Raw genomic sequence first — 16,670 nt, forward strand, 5'->3', positions numbered from 1 at the left:
TGCCACAAGCTGCAACGACATTGCCAATTTTCCATGTAAGTTGCTTTCCTCTATTGTTTTGTATTGGTGCCCGCTGCCCCGGTGAGCATGGCTCTACAGATCAAGCATGGCATTCTGATATTCAGGCAGGCCTTTATTCAGTTTCTGCTTCTGCCAGTATCGCCCGCAAGCCAGCCGCATTCGCGCGCTCCGTACTCTTTCCATGGCCGCTGCGTATGGCATCCTGGTCTTGCAAGACCAGATGCACGCCTTCGTTTTTGTACATGAAGCTCAGGGTTTCTATGCTTTCGTTGCGATTATTGAAACTTTCTGATACCTCGAATTGCACGTCCTTATTTAATAAGTAAATAGCAACTTCCTTGGTGTTGTCAGCAAATAAATGCAGGTGGATGTCGGAATGATTGCCTGCCGTTCCATTCAGCACCGCGCCAACCAGATAAGGGCTGTAGCGTTCCAGCTCTTCCATAAGTTCAAGCGCAAGTTGACGCAAGTGCAATAATCGCTGTGGCTGGGTGTCGCCAAAGAACAATTCATTGTATTCGCGTACTTCCTGCTCTATCTGGGCATTGTCAGGCAGGACATCGCCTTTAACTTTATGGTTGCCCAGTAACTGTTTAGCTGCCTTGCGCTTGGCCGAGGCATAGTCGGCCCCATCCTCCGCAATCATGCGCGCTGCCAGCGCAGCAATCTCAGCTCGCAGGTTCTCTGCTTCATTAGGTGTATGGATCATCATGCCAGTAATCATAACTGAAACTAAGGGCAAATCCAAAAAAGAAGACCTCTCAACACAGAGGCACAGAGACACAGAGAAATACAATAGAAAGGCAAAAGTTATAAAGGCTTAGCATTTTTTGCATGTTTTGATTTTCTCTGTGAGCCTCTGTGGCTCTGTGTCTCTGTGTTGAGAGGTTCTAAGAACACTGCTTACTAGGGCTTCTCTCAGGTAGAATTGCGAGATTCTGGAATTTAGTTCAATTATGCATATTCATATTTTAGGTATCTGCGGCACTTTCATGGGTGGCCTGGCCGTGTTGGCAAAAGAAGCAGGTCATACTGTGACGGGCTGTGATGCCAATGTCTATCCGCCCATGAGCACCCAGCTCGAATCTCAGGGTATCAGCCTGACTCAGGGCTTTGGAGCTGAACAGATAACGCTGGAACCGGATTTATATGTCATAGGCAATGTAGTCTCGCGCGGCAACCCGCTGATGGAAGAAATACTCAACCGTGGCTTGCCCTATGTATCTGGCCCGCAATGGATGGGCGAGCATATCCTGCGTGACAAATGGGTACTCGCTGTCGCAGGAACGCATGGTAAAACAACCACATCGGCTATGCTGGCCTGGATCCTGGAATATGCTGGCTATGCGCCAGGCTTTTTGATCGGTGGTGTACCACTGAACTTTGGTATCTCGGCTCGCTTGTGGGGCAACCATGCTTCTGACTTTTTTGTCATCGAGGCTGACGAATACGATACCGCCTTCTTCGACAAGCGCAGCAAGTTTGTGCATTACCATGCCAAAACTGCCGTGCTCAACAATCTGGAATATGACCATGCCGACATCTTCCCGGATGTTACGGCAATAGAAACCCAGTTTCATCACCTGGTGCGCACAGTGCCTGGCGTAGGTCGTTTGATCGTGAATGGCAATAATGAATCACTGGAACGGGTCCTGAAACGCGGCTGCTGGAGCGAAAAAGAATTCTTTGGCAATGACCAGGCCTGGCGTCTGGTTATGCAAGAAGGCGAAGACTTTGATGTGTATTTCAATGATCAGTTGCAAGGCCGGGTGCAATGGAATCTGAACGGCGAGCATAATCGCCAGAATGCTCTGGCCGCGATCGCCGCAGCCCGCCATGTCGGCGTCACGCCAGAAATTTCGATAGAAGCCCTGGCACAGTTTGTCAGCGTCAAGCGTCGTATGGAAGTGCGCGGCATGGCTGATGGCGTTACCGTCATTGACGATTTTGCTCATCATCCTACTGCGGTTGCCACCACGGTCGAAGGCTTGCGTCGCAAAGTCGGCGGTGCACGTATCCTGGCTGTGCTGGAGCCACGCTCGAATACCATGAAGCTGGGTACCATGAAGCAAGCCCTGCCAGGCAGTCTGAAATACGCCGACCTGGTATTCGGCTTTGGTGAAAAAGAGGGTAAATCCGCCCTCGGCTGGGATCTCGCTGAAGCACTGGCACCGTTGGGTGATAAAGTTGCCTGCCATCACAAGATAGATGAACTGGTGCAAGACATTGTTAACAAGGCAAAAGCAGGCGACCATGTACTCATCATGAGTAATGGCGGCTTTGGCGGCGTCCACCAGAAATTGCTGGATGCGCTGCAAGACCGTGCCCAGCAGGCTGATAATCAAGCCGGTAATCAGGCGATTGCAGCATGATCCTCTACCTGCACGGCTTCCGTTCATCGCCAGATTCCTATAAGGCTCGCTGCATGCTCGCGCATATGGCAAAGCTGGGCCGTAGCGATGAAATAGCCTGCCCCGACCTGTCACCCTCGCCAGCGCTGGCGATACATCAGGCCGAGGCTTTGCTGGCCGGTTACAAAGCGGAAGATATCTGCATTATAGGTTCATCCCTGGGTGGCTATTATGCAACCTGGCTGGCAGAAAAATATGGCTGCAAAGCCATCTTGCTGAACCCCGCTGTCAAACCGCCGCGTGACCTGGAAAGCTATGTAGGTGTAACGACTTATTACCATAGCGATAGAGTCTTTGAATTCAAGGCAGAATACATGGCTGAATTGCGCGCCCTGGCCGTAGAAAAGATTACTCAGCCAGAACGTTATTTTTTGATTGCTGCCACCGGCGATGAAGTGTTGGACTGGCGCGAAATGGTGACCCACTATCCACGTGCCAAACAATTGGTAATTGAAGGAAGTGATCATGGCATTGCAGAATTTGCCGACTATCTGGATCAGGTGATGGCATTTGCGGACGACAGGGCTTGATTTGGAATCAGCAATCTTGCGCACAGTTAAGCAAATGCAGAGGCCGTTGGCTGCGCAATGGTATGCGCATGTGAATGCCGTTGATACCAGTGCGCTGATGCAAGACTGGCTGACGAACCGCGATTCGCTGACGGCCAGGCTGGTGGCACGGTGTCAGCAATTTCGCGTACAGCGTTTGTCGCAGCACAAGGCAGTGTGCTTGCAGGATGAATATGCTGCTATAGGTTTGCCCCGCGCCATGAAAGTGCACGAGCGCGAAGTGTTTTTGCGTTGCGATGGTGTGGCCATGGTTTACGGCCATACCATTGTCCCGCTGAGTGCCACTGCCAACGAATGGCCCTTGTTTCATGTGCTCGGTGAAAAGTCTTTGGGCAGTACTTTGTTCAACGACCCCCTGGTGCGCCGTGGTGAATTGCACTACGCCAGGTTAAGCCAAAGCCACCCGCTGATACGCCGCATCGTGGCGAGACAGCCGGAACTGGCAGGCGTGCACAGCATGCTGGCACGGCGTTCTTTATTCTGGCGCAAGGGTGGTTGTTTGCAGGTGACGGAAGTGTTTTTGCCTGGGGTTGAGGGTTTGCGGACTATTGAAAAGCGTTAAAACTTTCAAATCTCTCAAAGAAACTAAACTGCAATGTTAACCCTCCTCTTGAAGGGGGAGGGGAATAAGATAGTTAATTGAATAATTTTCCATTTTGCTGATAAAGCAAAGTAAACATAGAACAACAGCCATCTCAATCAAGAGACACATAGAAAAAAGAAGCAGTGAAAATCCAGGATTTTCTCCTGTCCTTCTTTGTGGTGAAGCAGGGGTTTCGAACGGTATGCCGTTCGCCTGCGTAACGAAGGCGGCTTGCAAGCAGCCTTTCCTTTCTCGGTGTCTCTGTGTTGAGCTTTTTGGTCTTAATACATAAAGAAGTATTGAATGAATTTATTTTTTGAAGAATCCGGTGATTTCAAGGCAGGCAGCATCATGACGCATGCTGGTGAGGCTTATCAGGTCGAGATGGCCAGTGGCAAGCGCACCAAGGTCAAGGCCAAGGATGCGCTGTTGCAATTCGCCTCTCCCGATCCCGCCAGCCTGATTGAGCAGGCTAAGGCCGCGGCGGCTGAGATAGACCTGGAATTTTTATGGGAAGTCGCCGGGCAGGAAGAATTTGGCTTTGCCGAACTGGGTGCAGAATATTTTGGGCATGCGCCGCAGTCCGTCGAAGCAGCAGGCTTGATCTACGCGCTGCATAATGCTCCAGTCTACTTCTATAAAAAAGGCCGTGGCCGCTACAAGGCTGCGCCTGAAGCATCTTTGAAGGCAGCACTGGCTGGCATAGAAAAGAAAAAACAGCAAGCCCTGATACAGGCTGGCTACGTTGAAGAACTCAAGCACAACCGCCTGCCAGATGCGATGAAATCGCTGGCGCTGCAACTCTTGTTCAAGCCCGACAAGAACAGCATAGAATACAAGGCCCTGGCAGAAGCCTGCGATGCAATGCAAATGTCACCGCAACGCCTTATGCTGGCTGCGGGTGGCATTGCCAGCCCCAAGCACTTGCACCTTGCCAAATTCCATTACGAGCATTTCCCCAAGGGTGTTGGCTTTCCGGCCATTACCATACCGGCCTTGCCTGCTGATTTGCCGGTGGCTGATGTTGAGGCTTTCTCCATCGATGACGTTACTACCACCGAGATTGACGATGCCTTTTCTGTCGTCGATATCGGCAATGGCCAGTTGCGCGTCGGCATCCATATTGCCGCGCCAGCACTGGGCATACAGCGCGGTGATGCCATAGACCAGCTTGCTCGTGGCCGCATGTCTACCGTGTATATGCCTGGCGACAAAATCACCATGCTGCCGGATGAACTGGTCAATACCTACACCCTGGGCGCAGGCCAGACCCGCCCGGCTGTATCGCTGTACACAATCCTGAATACTGAAGACTGGTCTGTCATCAGCACCGAGACCAAGGTAGAAGCCGTGCCCATGGCCAGCAACTTGCGCCACAACGACCTCGATGCGCTGGTGACGGAAGACAACCTGTCCAGTGATGCTGGTGAATATCCACACAAGGCAGACATTGCGCAACTGTGGAAATGGGCGCAAGTGCTGGAGCAGGGGCGCATGGTCAAGCGCGAAAGCTTTGGCATGAAGCCAGAGCAAAATAACCGCGTCGATTTCAATTTCTATGTAGAAGACGATGTGGTTTCCATCGTGCGCCGCAAGCGTGGTGCACCGCTGGACAAGATCGTGGCTGAACTGATGATCTTTGCCAACAGCACCTGGGGCAAGCTCATGGCTGATCATGGCATCCCTGGCATATACCGCGCTCAGGGTGTGGCCGGTGGTCGTGGCCCGGGTGGCTGGACCGCACGCATGCAGGTACGCATGTTGACACATGCAGCACCGCATCAAGGCCTGGGCGTGGACCAATACGCCTGGAGCACATCACCACTGCGCCGCTATACCGATCTGGTCAATCAGTGGCAAATCATCGCCTGCGTGCAACATGGCGTTACGGCACCGTTGGTGGCTACCTTCAAACCCAAGGATGCCGACCTGTTTGCCATCGTTTCGGGCTTTGATGCAGCTTATGCCGCCTATGCTGATTTCCAGAACAATATGGAACGCTACTGGTGTCTGCGCTGGTTGGGCCAGGAAGAAAAACGCCAGGTCGAAGCTGTTGTTTTGAAAGACGAAGTCTTGCGCCTGGTCGATATCCCGCTCATCATCCGCTTGCCTGGCATGCCACAAACCGCGCGCGGTGCCCAGGTACGCCTGGATATCCTGCGCTGGGATGAAGTCGATCTTGAAGTCGAAGCCCGTTTGCTGGAATTGCTATCCACCGTCACCGAACTGGATGAAGAAGAACTGGACGATGAAAACAGCACAGAAGTCGCTGAAGATTTTAGTGCAGAAGAGGGCGCACCTGTAGAAGTGACAGATACAGTAACAGACGCGGAGATTGCAGCAGACGATGTTGCAGGCAATGTTGCGAATGATGCTGCAAACACCCCAGACGAAGAATAGCCTCAAGCCTAGTAATGAAAAGTCAGAATAAAAAAACCAGGCCTGAAAAACAGGTCAAACAAGAAAAACTGCCTGGCGAGCAAGGCCAGCTCGCCAAGGCAGGCGATGCTGTGTCCACTACCTCCGTCACAACAGCAACAGCTGTTGCAGTGACGGCAACGAGCAGTAGCGCTAAAAATAGCTCAGGCAAACTTGCATCTATTGAAGTGCGGACAGAAAGAGCCAACTATGAAAAACTGATTTTCACTGTCGCCATCACGGCCTCTCTGGTCTTGCATGCACTGGCTTTGCTGGTGCATTTTGTCATGCCAAAAACAGTGGACAACAAGCCTCGTGATGCTGATCTCGAAATCATTCTGGTTAACTCCAAGCATGCCAAACGCCCGGTGAACGCCGAGGCGCTGGCCCAGGCTGACCTGGATGGGGGCGGTGCACATGACAGCGGCCGCAGCAAATCACCTTTGCCTGACATGAAGCGCAGTGAAGATGGCGATGCGCTGCAAACCAATACCCGTAAAATTGCCGAGTTGGAAGAGCAGCAAAAACAATTGATGGATCAGGCCAAGCTCAAAGACGACTTCCGTCAGCAAAAACAGGAAAAGAAAAATACTGACGAAAAACCCAGGCCATCTACCGGTGAGGATAGCGTAGATACCACCAAAGCTCTGGCGCGCATGGCAGCAGAAATTTCGCAAACCATAGAAGACCAGAACAAGCGCCCGCGCAAAACCTATATCACGCCCAGTACCAAACGCCTCGATCATGCGATCTATTACAAGGCTGTGCAAAAGCGCATAGAAGATACCGGTACGCTGAATTTCCCGCAAAAGGATGGCAAAAAACTGTATGGCGAAATGTTTGTTTCCATTCCTATTTACCAGGATGGAACCATCTATGAAAAAGAAGGCGGGCCGCGCATCGAAGTGTCGTCAGGTGACAAGGCACTTGATGCTGCTGCACTGCGTATTGTCCGCCGTTCCGGGCCGTTTGGGCATTATCCGAAAGCCAGTCTGGGGCCAAACAGCAATGAAGTGTTCATCATGTTTGCCCGCTTTAAATTCACCCGTGAACAGCAGTTGGAAACTGAATTGCGCAAGGGACCAAATTGAAACCCGACCAGTACGTCGTCATAGGTAATCCAATTGCGCATAGCAAGTCACCCGCCATCCATGCCCGCTTTGCTGAACTGACGGGCCAGCAACTGGATTATCAACGCCTGCTGGCACCGCTGGACGGTTTTGCCAGCACTGTCCATGACTTCATCGCTAAAGGTGGCAGAGGGGGCAATGTCACCCTTCCTTTCAAGCTGGAAGCCTTTGCACTTGCCACTGAATTAAGTGAACGCGCCAAAATTGCGGGTGCCGTCAACACCCTCAAGTTTGAGCAGGGCCGCGTCTACGGTGATAACACTGACGGCATAGGCCTGGTGGCCGATATCGTGCGCAATGCCGGGATCAGCCTGCGCGGAAAACGTCTGCTCTTGCTCGGCGCAGGCGGTGCCGCCCGTGGTGCCTTGCTGCCGCTATTGCAAGAGCAACCTGCCTCGCTGACTATCGCCAACCGTACGCTTGCCAAAGCGCAGGATTTAAAGGATCAGGTAAGCAGCCTGAGCGAGGGTTGCGAACTGCTGGCCTGTCGTTTTGAAGACTTGCAACAACCGTTTGATATCATCATCAATGCCACCTCGGCCAGCATTAATGACGATGTGCCACCTCTGGCAGCAACAGTATTCGGTAAGGATACGCTGGCCTACGACATGATGTATGCCGCTGCACCCACTGCATTTTTGCGTCTGGCAGCCAGCCATGGGGCGCAATGCCGTGATGGCCTGGGTATGCTGGTCGAACAGGCGGCAGAAGCCTTCGCCATGTGGCGCGGTGTACGCCCGCCATCAGCTCAGGTACTGGCAGAAATGCGCACTGCCTTACTGGCGAGCCAGGCATGAAGCTATTTGGCCGTCTTCTGTTGTGGCTGGTGCTCGTGCCCCTGCTGTTGTTCACCCTTTTACAAGTCTATTATCTGGCGCATATATGGTGGTGGATAGATCATAACCCCACATCCACCAGCTTCATGCGTCAGCAGCTGGATGTTTTGCAAGACAAGAGACCAAATTTTCAACTCAAGCATAAATGGGTGCCATATAACCGTATTTCCAATCATCTGAAGCGCGCCGTTATTGCTTCAGAAGACGACAGCTTTGTCGATCATGAGGGTGTCGATTGGGAAGCCATGCAAAATGCCTACGAGAAAAACCAGAAAAAAGGCAAGGTCGTTTCTGGCGGCTCCACCATTACCCAGCAGCTGGCCAAGAACCTGTTTCTTTCGCCTGACCGCAGTTACTTCCGCAAGGGTGAAGAACTCATCATCACCTATATGCTGGAAAAATGCATGGACAAGCAACGCATCCTGGAAATCTACCTGAATGTCGTAGAATGGGGTGTGGGTGTCTTCGGTGCCGAAGCTGCCGCACAGCACTATTATCGTACCAGCGCTGCCAATCTCGGACCCTCACAGGCGGCCAGACTGGCCGTGATGTTACCCAAGCCACGCTACTTTTATAAGAATCCTGGATCAGGCTATTTGCAAAGACGTAGCGAAGTGATCCTGCAACGCATGAATAATTCAGAATTGCCATGAAGCTAAACAAACAAACCGGAATCAGCCTTATCATGGTATCCATCATTTCCATGCTGGTGGCTGCGCTGGGCATGACCTTCCTGTATTACATGCGTAACGGTCACTTGCCCATGCAAGACCTGTGGGCACGTTTTGGCAAGGCTGCCGCCGTCATCCGCAATGACGTCCAGGGCAGCACGGGCCTGCCAACTGGTAGCAGCGAAAGACCGGGTATGCGCCAGGCAGCCACCATTAGCGAAGGTGTACGCCGCTGCACAATCGATGGCAAGACCGTGTATTCAGATACCCTGTGCCTGGATACCAATCCCACCACCAAAAAAATCAAGCTCAACGATTCCAAAGGCATGGAGCCGCCAAAAACTGCCTTTGCCAAAGATGATGCTGCCAATGCTGCGGGCAGTGCAAACCCAGCATCCATGACGAATGAAGAAATGAAGAAAAAAATCATGGAACAGGCAATGGGCAAAGGCGCCCCAGCTTCCAGTGTTGCTGATGATGACCTGCGCCTGAAGGCCATGAACCGGGCGATTGATAGAGCGACGAAGTAATTATTTCACTTCAAGACATTCTCTTGGTCTGGTGTATCAAGTCAAACACCTGCTTCGCCCCTGCTATCGATCGAAACTGCGTCATTTTTGAATTCAGCGTGCCAGCCAATCCAGAGAAACCTGCTAACAGGTTCGCTAACGGGTTATGGCCAAAGATGACACTGCCTTCTCCATTCTTTCCCTCAGTCAGACTAAGTTCTCCCAGGCTATGCAGGTTAAGTGAGGTAATGCTTGAAGTGAATATGCCGGATACGATGAGTACACGTTCGTCGGTCACTGCATAAAAGGTTTTGGCACGTTGCAGAGTTTCAAAAAAGAACCGGCCTATGATCATGTATAAACCGATCAGTACGAAAGGAATGCCCCATAGCCAAAAGAGTAATGGGGCATTCGAAGTGATGACGGTATATTCCCAAAACAGGGCAAAGCCTCCCCACATCAGACTGAACGGTATCATGAACAAATCCGTTGCCTGGAGCATGAAGCCCTGGCGTGGTTGGCCTGACCATAGCAGACGTTCATTGCTGGATAACTGGGAAGTGATTTGCGGGAACAGGCTGGCAGTCATGGTGTGTTCATCAGAAAAATAGGTGGCTGCCTGGTCATGAAATGGTCAGGGAAGAGTATTCTTGACTGTTGGTAGACGTTTGCGAACTTCTGAAGATTATAACTTCAGCCCATGCTTAATTCATGGAAACAAGCGCTTCAGTATTTACCATGCAAAAGGGCATAGCATGACACAGCAACAAGATATCTTCACGCAATGGGCACGTTAACACCGCTTACTTAAACAGGTGCTGACCTTTGCCAGGGCAGGGCTGTGCGTCATGTTGCATACCGCTTTTTTCGATACTGAAGACTCTGGTAAATTCCATGCCCACTCTGATGCTGGCATGGTCTTATGCTATGCTGGGCTCTCTTGTCACCCTGACGCTTTCCATCATGAAATTCAGTACCGTTGTAACTAAAACCTTGCTCATCGTTTTGCTGTCTGCTTTTACCTCTAGCGTTTTTGCCAAAGGTAATTTTCGTACCTTTAATGTCGTGCTTTTGCAGCCTGAAGCAGTATTGACGAAAAGGGTGCCAGACGTAGGAACACTGGCCAGCTATATTAAGGAGTTAGAGCAAGCCCTGGCTGCCAGCATAGAGCCTGTGCCCAGTATGGAAGTGGCAGGTGGTTTTGTGGTGGTAGGAATCAAACCTGGTAGCAAATCGACAGCCTGGCTGGATTTCCGATCCGGTATTTCTCCGCGCACGCAAAACATCTTGAAAAATGCAGTCAGCAGCGTCAAACCGCCCAGTTACAGTGGTTTGGTATTGTTTGCACTTAAGGTTGGCATCAATGGTGGTGCCCAGTCTATAGAACTTAGCCCGGCACCCGCAGAATGGAAGATCGCCGCTGATAAACTCGGACGTACAGTGGAAGTTGAAACATTGGTGGAAACCATGTGGACTGATTAGGGCGTATTGATATCGGCGTCTGACTCTTGCTTCATGCTGTCACGATAGACCCAGCGACAATAGACCGAGCTACGCGCACAGTGTTTGCAGTCTCGGCCAGGCTTTTTTGTTATATTGAAGTCAACCCTACAGGCTGTCCAGCCGTTAAGCAGGGATGCCAGACATAAACTGAAAAGGATGCCCTAATTGAAAACGCCTTCAACAGGCTGCTTGCAGCCAACTCCTGCTCCACGATTTGCGCCATTCTTTACCCCACTGGCAGCGCTGCTTGCTTCGTCAGTATTGCTGGCCTGTACGCATATCCCGGAGCAAGGCGCAGCAGAAAGACGGACACCTGTTGCCGTTGCTCCAGCTCCTCCGCCATCACCTGTGTCACCTATATCGCCAAGGCCAGAGATGCATGCGTCGCCGGCGCTGAAGATGCTGGCCCCTGGTGCACAAGCCTATATCCCGCCGCAGCCTGCCAATACCGCCAAATACCAGGAATTTGCTGACAATCCCTGGAAGCGCGTGGCTGAAGAACCCTTGTCTACTTTCAGCGCCGATGTCGATACGGGCAGCTATGCCAATGTGCGCCGCTTCATCAATCGTGGTCAGTTGCCGCCACGGGATGCAGTGCGTGCTGAAGAGATGGTGAATTATTTCGGCTATGACTATGCCCGCCCCAAAGCAGGCGATTCCCAGCCTTTCAGCATCCATGCACAACTGGCAGCCGCACCGTGGAAGCATGAACATGGCCTTTTGCGTATTGCCATCAAAGGCAAGGATCTTGCCAAGGAAAGTTTGCCAGCAGCTAACCTGGTTTTTTTGGTGGATGTATCCGGTTCCATGTCGCCCACAGACCGCTTGCCCCTGGTGAAGTCTGCATTGAAATTGCTGGTGGCCCAGATGCGCGCAGTAGACCGCGTCAGCCTGGTCACCTATGCAAGCGGCACCAACGTGGTTTTGCCTGCCACGGCGGGTAATGAAAAAGAAAAAATCAATAATGCCATCGAGATGCTGGTGGCATCTGGCAGCACCGCAGGCGAGGCTGGTATACGTCTGGCTTATGCGCAGGCGCGTGAAGCCCATATCAAGGGCGGCATCAACCGCGTCTTGCTGGCTACCGATGGTGATTTGAATGTCGGCGTGACTGATCCCAAGCAATTGAAAACTCTGGTTGAAACCGAGCGCCAATCAGGCACGGGATTCAGCACCCTGGGTGTGGGTGACAGCAATTACAATGAAGCCCTGATGAAGCAACTGGCCGATATTGGTGATGGCAGCTACCACTATCTTGATACCCTGCAAGAAGCGCACAAGGTGCTGGTCAATGAATTTACCTCCACCCTGGCGGTGATCGCCCAGGATGTGAAATTGCAGGTGGAATTCAATCCAGCCAATGTCAATGAATACCGCCTCATTGGCTATGAATTACGTGCACTGACTCGCGAGCAATTCAATGACGACAAGGTGGACGCTGGTGATGTCGGTGCCGGTCACGCCGTAACCGCCTTGTATGAAGTGATACCCAAAGGTGTGACAGGCAAGGTTGACGCCTTGCGCTATCAAAAGAAGGGCAAACCAGCAGCTACACCTGCTGCAAATGCTGACGAATTGGCCTGGATCAAGGTCAGGTATAAGGATCCGGGCAGCGGCACCAGCAAGCTGATCGCCTTTGCCGTCAAGCAGCCTGCCAGTTTGCCAGCACTGGATAAAGTTGACAGTGACTTTCGCTTTGCCACCGCCGTTGCCGGCTGGGCGCAATGGTTACGTGGCAGTACGTTGATAGGCAACTTCAATGCTAGCGATGCCCTGGTTATTGCCCGCGACGCCCGTGGCAATGACCGCTATGGCCACCGCGCCGAATTCTTGCGACTGGTGGAATTGTCAGCGACTCTGAAACGTCAGTGACAATAAAGTCGGGCTGGCTGGGGCAGCATGCCCCAGCTTGTCAGGCTTCTCACGCTTGCCTATAAAAACGGGCTGCCTGTCGGAATCCAGGTATGTTGAACATGATGGCAATGGCCTTAAGATGATAATTTTGCATCTTGGACTCTTTGGTCATTTTTTCAGGACATACATTGCAGCAGTTTGTCGCAGTAAATGAGGATTGTTCATGGGAAGTAATAGTCAATAGGCATGTCTGTTGCTGCAAAAACCCCAAATAAAATACCCACCTACCCCGCCCACAGGCGTAAAACAGGTTTACAATCCAGCCAAACCAAAGACTTTGCTTTCCCGGAATTTGCCTATGATTAATGTCTTCGTCTTACACAATGGCCGCCTGAGCCAGATCAACGTGGAAAACCGCGCTGATCTGGAAAATACCCTGCCTATCTGGGTCGACCTGACTGACCCCAATGAAGAAGAACGCGAATGGGTAAAGAGCATCTATGGCGTGACCCTGCCGGGGGAAGACGAGGTCAAGGATATTGAAGCGTCGGCGCGTTATTACGAAGCCGATAATGGTGACCTGCATCTGCGCACCGACTTTCTGATCGACGATGATGATGAGCCAGCCCGCACTGTCACTGTGGCCTTTATCCTGGCGCGTGATATTTTGTTCTCTGTCCACACCATAGACTTGCCAGTGTTCCGCCTGGTGCGTATGCGCGCGCGTTCGCGTCCTGGTTCGATTGCTGATTACAAGGATGTACTGCTGGACCTGTATGCAACCGATGCCGAGTATTCTGCCGACGCACTCGAAGGCATCTATCAAAACCTGGAAGATGTCAGCCGCAGCGTGCTGCAAAAAAACTTCAGCGATCAGGATGCTGCCGCAGCCCTGAACTCTATCGCAGTGGAAGAAGATTTGAATGGCCGCATACGTCGCAATATGATGGACACCCGCCGTGCCGTCAGCTTTTTGATGCGTGGCAGATTGTTGAATGCCGACCAGTTTGAAGAAGCTCGCCAGATTTTGCGTGATATAGAATCGCTCGATGGCCATACGTCATTCTTGTTCGACAAGATCAACTTCTTGATGGATGCCACCGTCGGTTTCATTAACATCAACCAGAATAAGATCATCAAGATATTCTCTGTCGCCAGCGTGGCCTTCTTGCCGCCAACCTTGATCGCAAGTATCTATGGTATGAACTTCAAGGGTTGGTTCCCTGAGCTGGACTGGCAACTGGGTTATCCGTTTGCGCTGGCGCTGATGCTGGGCTCTGCGGTGACTCCCTTCTGGTACTTCCGCCGTCGCGGCTGGCTTAAGTGATAGGACTTACGCAAAACCGCCTCAACTGCGTTGCAGCTCCGGTAGTTAGTAAAATCGGTACTAAAGTACTGTCTTCGTCGCTGCGGTGTAATCGGGGTTTCAGGTAACATGTTGCCTGCCGACGTATCGAGCCTCCCTTGCAAGGGAGGTTTCCTGAAGCGATAGCCTTGCTGGGACAATTTTGCCTAAGTCCTAATAGAAAACCCGACTGTAGAAAGCAAAAAACCATGCCTGCAATCGCTCTTGGCCATTACAATCTGCGCGGTGATCGCGCCACTCTGGCAAAACTCAGGGATTTTTATATACGCTATGTCGGTCTGACCGAGGGGCCGCGTCCGCTAAAAAGCTTTGGCTTTTGGCTGTATGCAGGTGGCCGCGATGTCTTGCACTTGTCAGAAAACCGCCCCGGTGAAACGCGCCAGACTATATTGAAAACTGGCTTTGACCATGTCGCTTTCACCTGCACAGATTTGCCTGCCATGCTGGCGACACTAACTGCCGATAACATCCCCTACCGTCATGCTACAGTGGAAGCATCTGCCGGGTTTGCCACCCAGCATCAGATCTTTTTTAGCGACCCTGAAGGCAATGGCATAGAGCTTAATTTTGTTGAAGCATAGTATCCCGCGTCTATCAATACATACGCTCTAGCTATTGGGTGCCAAGTACCAGCAGACGTTTGCTGGCTTTCTGGTTATTCGGATTACGCTTGAGTGACAACTGATAATTTTTGACTGCCACCGCAACATCGCCCGATTTTTCATATGCCTCGGCCAGGCTGTCATAAGTATTCGCACTCTCTGGATACAGGTGCACGGCCAGCTTGAATACTTCAATGGCGGCGGGTGTACGGCTTTGTTCCAGCAGGGCATAGCCCCAGGTATTCAAGACATCCTCAGACAAGTTGAATGTAGTATCAGCAGTATTTAGTTTTTGATACTCAGGCAGCAGTTGCGCAAAACCTTGCTGTTCCAGCGTTTGTACCAGACTGGCTGGTGGCGCATGCAAGACCAGGGGGTAGGCGCTGTTGATAATCTTATTGCCAATATCGGCCACGCTGATATCGGCATTCGTCAAGACCACCGTGCCTACGCCTGCCTGCTTGTCAAATCCGATATAACTGTTGTAGCCCGCAGTCTTGCCACCATGCGTGAGTATCATGCCGCCATATTTTTTGTTGTGCCGCCCCCAGGCCAGCAAAATCGGATTGCCCGCTTCAAAGGGTATCTGCATTTTTTCCATGCTGTGCTTTAAAGGCGTATCCGTCTTGCCCATAGTAGCCGCCAGGAATTTCAGCATGTCATGGACTGATGAACGCAAGGCACCAGCCCCCTCCAGCGAACCCAGATACCATTCCGGCGCAGGCATAATCTCGGCCTTGATGGCATGGCCCGTCGCCAGGTGTTGCCGCATCTTCTCGTCAATGCTGATGCCTGTGCTGCGCATGTCCAGGGGGATGGTGATGCGCTGTTTGATCAAGTCTTGATAATTGCTGCCAGCACGCAGACTCAATACCTGGCCAAGCAAGCCCACGCCCAGGTTAGAGTACTCATTTTTTGAACCTGGCTCGCGTGGCAATTGATAGGTCGATAAAAACTGATACAGTCGCTCTGTCGTGAAAGAGGCATAAGGGCTTGCCAGTCCATCGCGTACCATATCAGGTGGCACCCTGGGCAAGCCAGAGCGGTGCACGGACAAGTCAGCCAGCGTGATCTGCCTGTCTCCCCGCCTGGGCACGCTGACAGATGAGGGCAAGTAGCTTGCGATGGGTTCATGCAGGCTGACTTCAGCTTTCTCTGCCATATCCACCAAAAGCAAACCAGTAAACACCTTGGTGATCGAACCAATTTCAAACAGGCTGTCACCATTCACAGGCTGCTGCCTGCTCATATTGGTATAGCCATGGCTGATGATTCTGCTGCCCCGCTCATCGATCACGCCCACCACCATGCCCACACCCTTTTTATCAACATCGATGCGCTGCTTCATCAAAGCCAGGATTTCCGTATCTGTCAGCGGTGGCGCGGCAAATGCAGGCAAGGTGAGGCAGGCACAGGCCAAAAACAAAATGCTGAACAGGGGGCTATGGGTGATATTTTGCATATGCGCTTTCAAACTGGATTGACTGACTGATTGATTGAAATCAGGCCTGCATGGATAAGTTGTTGCGATGGTTTTTACTGGAAGGGGGAGCAGGATGACTATAGATAAATCATCGCCAGTGCGCAGGCAGATTCCGACCAAAGCCAGGAAGTACGGAATGAACACTGATTTTGAACGACTTAAACAGGCTGTTGCTTGGCTTGGCCATGTGTTTTGCACCTCTCTTGCACATCTGTGATAAATTTCCGTACCCGTTTTTAAACTGAACAATATGACTACCGAGCAGGCTGCACATAATTACCAGGCTATCGCCGCCGTACCTGACGTGACTACTTATTGCCACTTGCGCCTGGCCTCAGGCTTAAGTGCCAAGACGGCAGAGGCCGCTGCACGTGGCTTGCCTGCCAGCCTGTTTGCCGTGCAAATCCTATGGGGGGAGCAAGTCGTCGGCATGGGGCGTGTCATTGGTGATGGTGGCACGGCGTATCAGGTCGTTGATATTGCAGTGTTGCCTGAACACCAGGGCAAGGGCCTGGGCAAGATGATCATGCGCGAGATCACGCACTACTTGCAGCAACATGCGCCGTCATCAGCCTATGTCAGCCTGATTGCCGATGGGCCGGCGCAAGACCTGTACGCACAATTTGGTTTTTTACACACAGCGCCCGCCTCGGTGGGTATGGCTTATAAAGTTTAAAATAATTTAAGTCTGAAGCAATTCAGCATACGGATGAA

At 51.8% G+C, this 16,670-nt stretch carries 16 protein-coding genes; 13 read left to right on the forward strand and 3 right to left on the reverse strand.

What is annotated here, in order from left to right; all coding sequences use genetic code 11:
- Positions 1-133 precede the first annotated feature (133 nt).
- A complete protein-coding gene (locus Q8K39_RS01595; protein WP_305258033.1) occupies positions 134-733 on the reverse strand; it encodes a hypothetical protein in 600 nt (199 codons plus the stop codon).
- 244 nt (positions 734-977) lie between these two features.
- Here Q8K39_RS01595 and mpl point away from each other — a divergent pair, with 244 nt between their 5' ends.
- From mpl to Q8K39_RS01635, 8 genes are all read left to right on the forward strand, one after another.
- The gene (gene mpl, locus Q8K39_RS01600) at positions 978-2,393 is read left to right on the forward strand and encodes a UDP-N-acetylmuramate:L-alanyl-gamma-D-glutamyl-meso-diaminopimelate ligase (protein WP_186956213.1); all 1,416 of its coding nucleotides are present in this window, start codon (positions 978-980) and stop codon (positions 2,391-2,393) included.
- Positions 2,390-2,962 (forward strand): YqiA/YcfP family alpha/beta fold hydrolase, encoded by a 573-nt coding sequence (locus tag Q8K39_RS01605; protein WP_305258034.1) that lies wholly within the window; start codon positions 2,390-2,392, stop codon positions 2,960-2,962. Before mpl ends, Q8K39_RS01605 begins: the two co-directional genes overlap by 4 nt.
- A gap of 16 nt (positions 2,963-2,978) precedes the next feature.
- A complete protein-coding gene (locus tag Q8K39_RS01610) occupies positions 2,979-3,563 on the forward strand; it encodes a chorismate lyase (protein WP_305258035.1) in 585 nt (194 codons plus the stop codon).
- Positions 3,564-3,887: 324 nt separating this feature from the next.
- Complete coding sequence (locus Q8K39_RS01615) at positions 3,888-5,984, forward strand: ribonuclease catalytic domain-containing protein (RefSeq protein WP_305258036.1); 2,097 nt, start codon at positions 3,888-3,890, stop codon at positions 5,982-5,984.
- A 14-nt stretch (positions 5,985-5,998) separates the two neighbouring features.
- The gene (locus Q8K39_RS01620; protein WP_370868538.1) at positions 5,999-7,093 is read left to right on the forward strand and encodes a TonB C-terminal domain-containing protein; all 1,095 of its coding nucleotides are present in this window, start codon (positions 5,999-6,001) and stop codon (positions 7,091-7,093) included.
- The gene (aroE, locus tag Q8K39_RS01625) at positions 7,090-7,929 is read left to right on the forward strand and encodes a shikimate dehydrogenase (RefSeq protein WP_305258037.1); all 840 of its coding nucleotides are present in this window, start codon (positions 7,090-7,092) and stop codon (positions 7,927-7,929) included. Before Q8K39_RS01620 ends, aroE begins: the two co-directional genes overlap by 4 nt.
- Entirely contained in the window at positions 7,926-8,621 is a 696-nt protein-coding gene (mtgA, locus tag Q8K39_RS01630) for a monofunctional biosynthetic peptidoglycan transglycosylase (protein WP_305258038.1), read from the forward strand. The genes aroE and mtgA overlap by 4 nt, the downstream gene beginning before the upstream one ends.
- On the forward strand, positions 8,618-9,169 hold the full coding sequence (locus tag Q8K39_RS01635) for a hypothetical protein (RefSeq protein ID WP_305258039.1): 552 nt from the start codon (positions 8,618-8,620) through the stop codon (positions 9,167-9,169). Before mtgA ends, Q8K39_RS01635 begins: the two co-directional genes overlap by 4 nt.
- A gap of 10 nt (positions 9,170-9,179) precedes the next feature.
- Here the strand turns inward: Q8K39_RS01635 and Q8K39_RS01640 are convergent, their stop codons facing one another.
- Positions 9,180-9,737: a hypothetical protein gene (locus Q8K39_RS01640; RefSeq protein ID WP_305258040.1), complete on the reverse strand. Its 558-nt coding sequence runs from the start codon at positions 9,735-9,737 to the stop codon at positions 9,180-9,182.
- A gap of 305 nt (positions 9,738-10,042) precedes the next feature.
- Here Q8K39_RS01640 and Q8K39_RS01645 point away from each other — a divergent pair, with 305 nt between their 5' ends.
- The 4 genes from Q8K39_RS01645 to Q8K39_RS01660 all read left to right on the forward strand — a co-directional run bounded on the left by Q8K39_RS01645 (position 10,043) and on the right by Q8K39_RS01660 (position 14,452).
- A complete protein-coding gene (locus Q8K39_RS01645) occupies positions 10,043-10,630 on the forward strand; it encodes a hypothetical protein (protein ID WP_186956203.1) in 588 nt (195 codons plus the stop codon).
- 186 nt (positions 10,631-10,816) lie between these two features.
- A complete protein-coding gene (locus Q8K39_RS01650; protein ID WP_305258041.1) occupies positions 10,817-12,523 on the forward strand; it encodes a VWA domain-containing protein in 1,707 nt (568 codons plus the stop codon).
- Between the two features lie 340 nt (positions 12,524-12,863).
- Positions 12,864-13,832: a magnesium/cobalt transporter CorA gene (gene corA, locus Q8K39_RS01655; RefSeq protein WP_186956201.1), complete on the forward strand. Its 969-nt coding sequence runs from the start codon at positions 12,864-12,866 to the stop codon at positions 13,830-13,832.
- A gap of 227 nt (positions 13,833-14,059) precedes the next feature.
- Positions 14,060-14,452, forward strand: a complete 393-nt coding sequence (locus Q8K39_RS01660; RefSeq protein ID WP_305258042.1) for a VOC family protein — start codon at positions 14,060-14,062, stop codon at positions 14,450-14,452.
- A gap of 31 nt (positions 14,453-14,483) precedes the next feature.
- Here Q8K39_RS01660 and Q8K39_RS01665 read toward each other — a convergent pair whose 3' ends face one another.
- Positions 14,484-15,935 carry a serine hydrolase gene (locus tag Q8K39_RS01665; protein ID WP_305258043.1) on the reverse strand — a complete coding sequence of 484 codons (1,452 nt, stop codon included), beginning with the start codon at positions 15,933-15,935 and terminating at the stop codon, positions 14,484-14,486.
- A 271-nt stretch (positions 15,936-16,206) separates the two neighbouring features.
- On the opposite strand from Q8K39_RS01665, the gene Q8K39_RS01670 reads away from it, so the two are divergent.
- Entirely contained in the window at positions 16,207-16,632 is a 426-nt protein-coding gene (locus Q8K39_RS01670; protein ID WP_305258044.1) for a GNAT family N-acetyltransferase, read from the forward strand.
- Positions 16,633-16,670 lie beyond the last annotated feature (38 nt).

The organism is Undibacterium sp. (assembly GCF_030683615.1).
Taxonomy (GTDB): Bacteria; Pseudomonadota; Gammaproteobacteria; order Burkholderiales; family Burkholderiaceae_D; genus Undibacterium; species Undibacterium umbellatum.

Excerpts from the sequence above, each read along its gene's own strand:
- Q8K39_RS01595 (WP_305258033.1), bottom strand. The coding sequence starts at position 733 with ATGATGATCCATACACCTAATGAAGCAGAGAACCTGCGAGCTGAGATT.
- mpl (WP_186956213.1), top strand. The coding sequence starts at position 978 with ATGCATATTCATATTTTAGGTATCTGCGGCACTTTCATGGGTGGCCTG.
- Q8K39_RS01605 (WP_305258034.1), top strand. The coding sequence starts at position 2,390 with ATGATCCTCTACCTGCACGGCTTCCGTTCATCGCCAGATTCCTATAAG.
- Q8K39_RS01615 (WP_305258036.1), top strand. The coding sequence starts at position 3,888 with ATGAATTTATTTTTTGAAGAATCCGGTGATTTCAAGGCAGGCAGCATC.
- Q8K39_RS01620 (WP_370868538.1), top strand. The coding sequence starts at position 5,999 with ATGAAAAGTCAGAATAAAAAAACCAGGCCTGAAAAACAGGTCAAACAA.
- mtgA (WP_305258038.1), top strand. The coding sequence starts at position 7,926 with ATGAAGCTATTTGGCCGTCTTCTGTTGTGGCTGGTGCTCGTGCCCCTG.
- Q8K39_RS01635 (WP_305258039.1), top strand. The coding sequence starts at position 8,618 with ATGAAGCTAAACAAACAAACCGGAATCAGCCTTATCATGGTATCCATC.
- Q8K39_RS01640 (WP_305258040.1), bottom strand. The coding sequence starts at position 9,737 with ATGACTGCCAGCCTGTTCCCGCAAATCACTTCCCAGTTATCCAGCAAT.
- Q8K39_RS01645 (WP_186956203.1), top strand. The coding sequence starts at position 10,043 with ATGCCCACTCTGATGCTGGCATGGTCTTATGCTATGCTGGGCTCTCTT.
- corA (WP_186956201.1), top strand. The coding sequence starts at position 12,864 with ATGATTAATGTCTTCGTCTTACACAATGGCCGCCTGAGCCAGATCAAC.
- Q8K39_RS01660 (WP_305258042.1), top strand. The coding sequence starts at position 14,060 with ATGCCTGCAATCGCTCTTGGCCATTACAATCTGCGCGGTGATCGCGCC.
- Q8K39_RS01665 (WP_305258043.1), bottom strand. The coding sequence starts at position 15,935 with ATGCAAAATATCACCCATAGCCCCCTGTTCAGCATTTTGTTTTTGGCC.
- Q8K39_RS01670 (WP_305258044.1), top strand. The coding sequence starts at position 16,207 with ATGACTACCGAGCAGGCTGCACATAATTACCAGGCTATCGCCGCCGTA.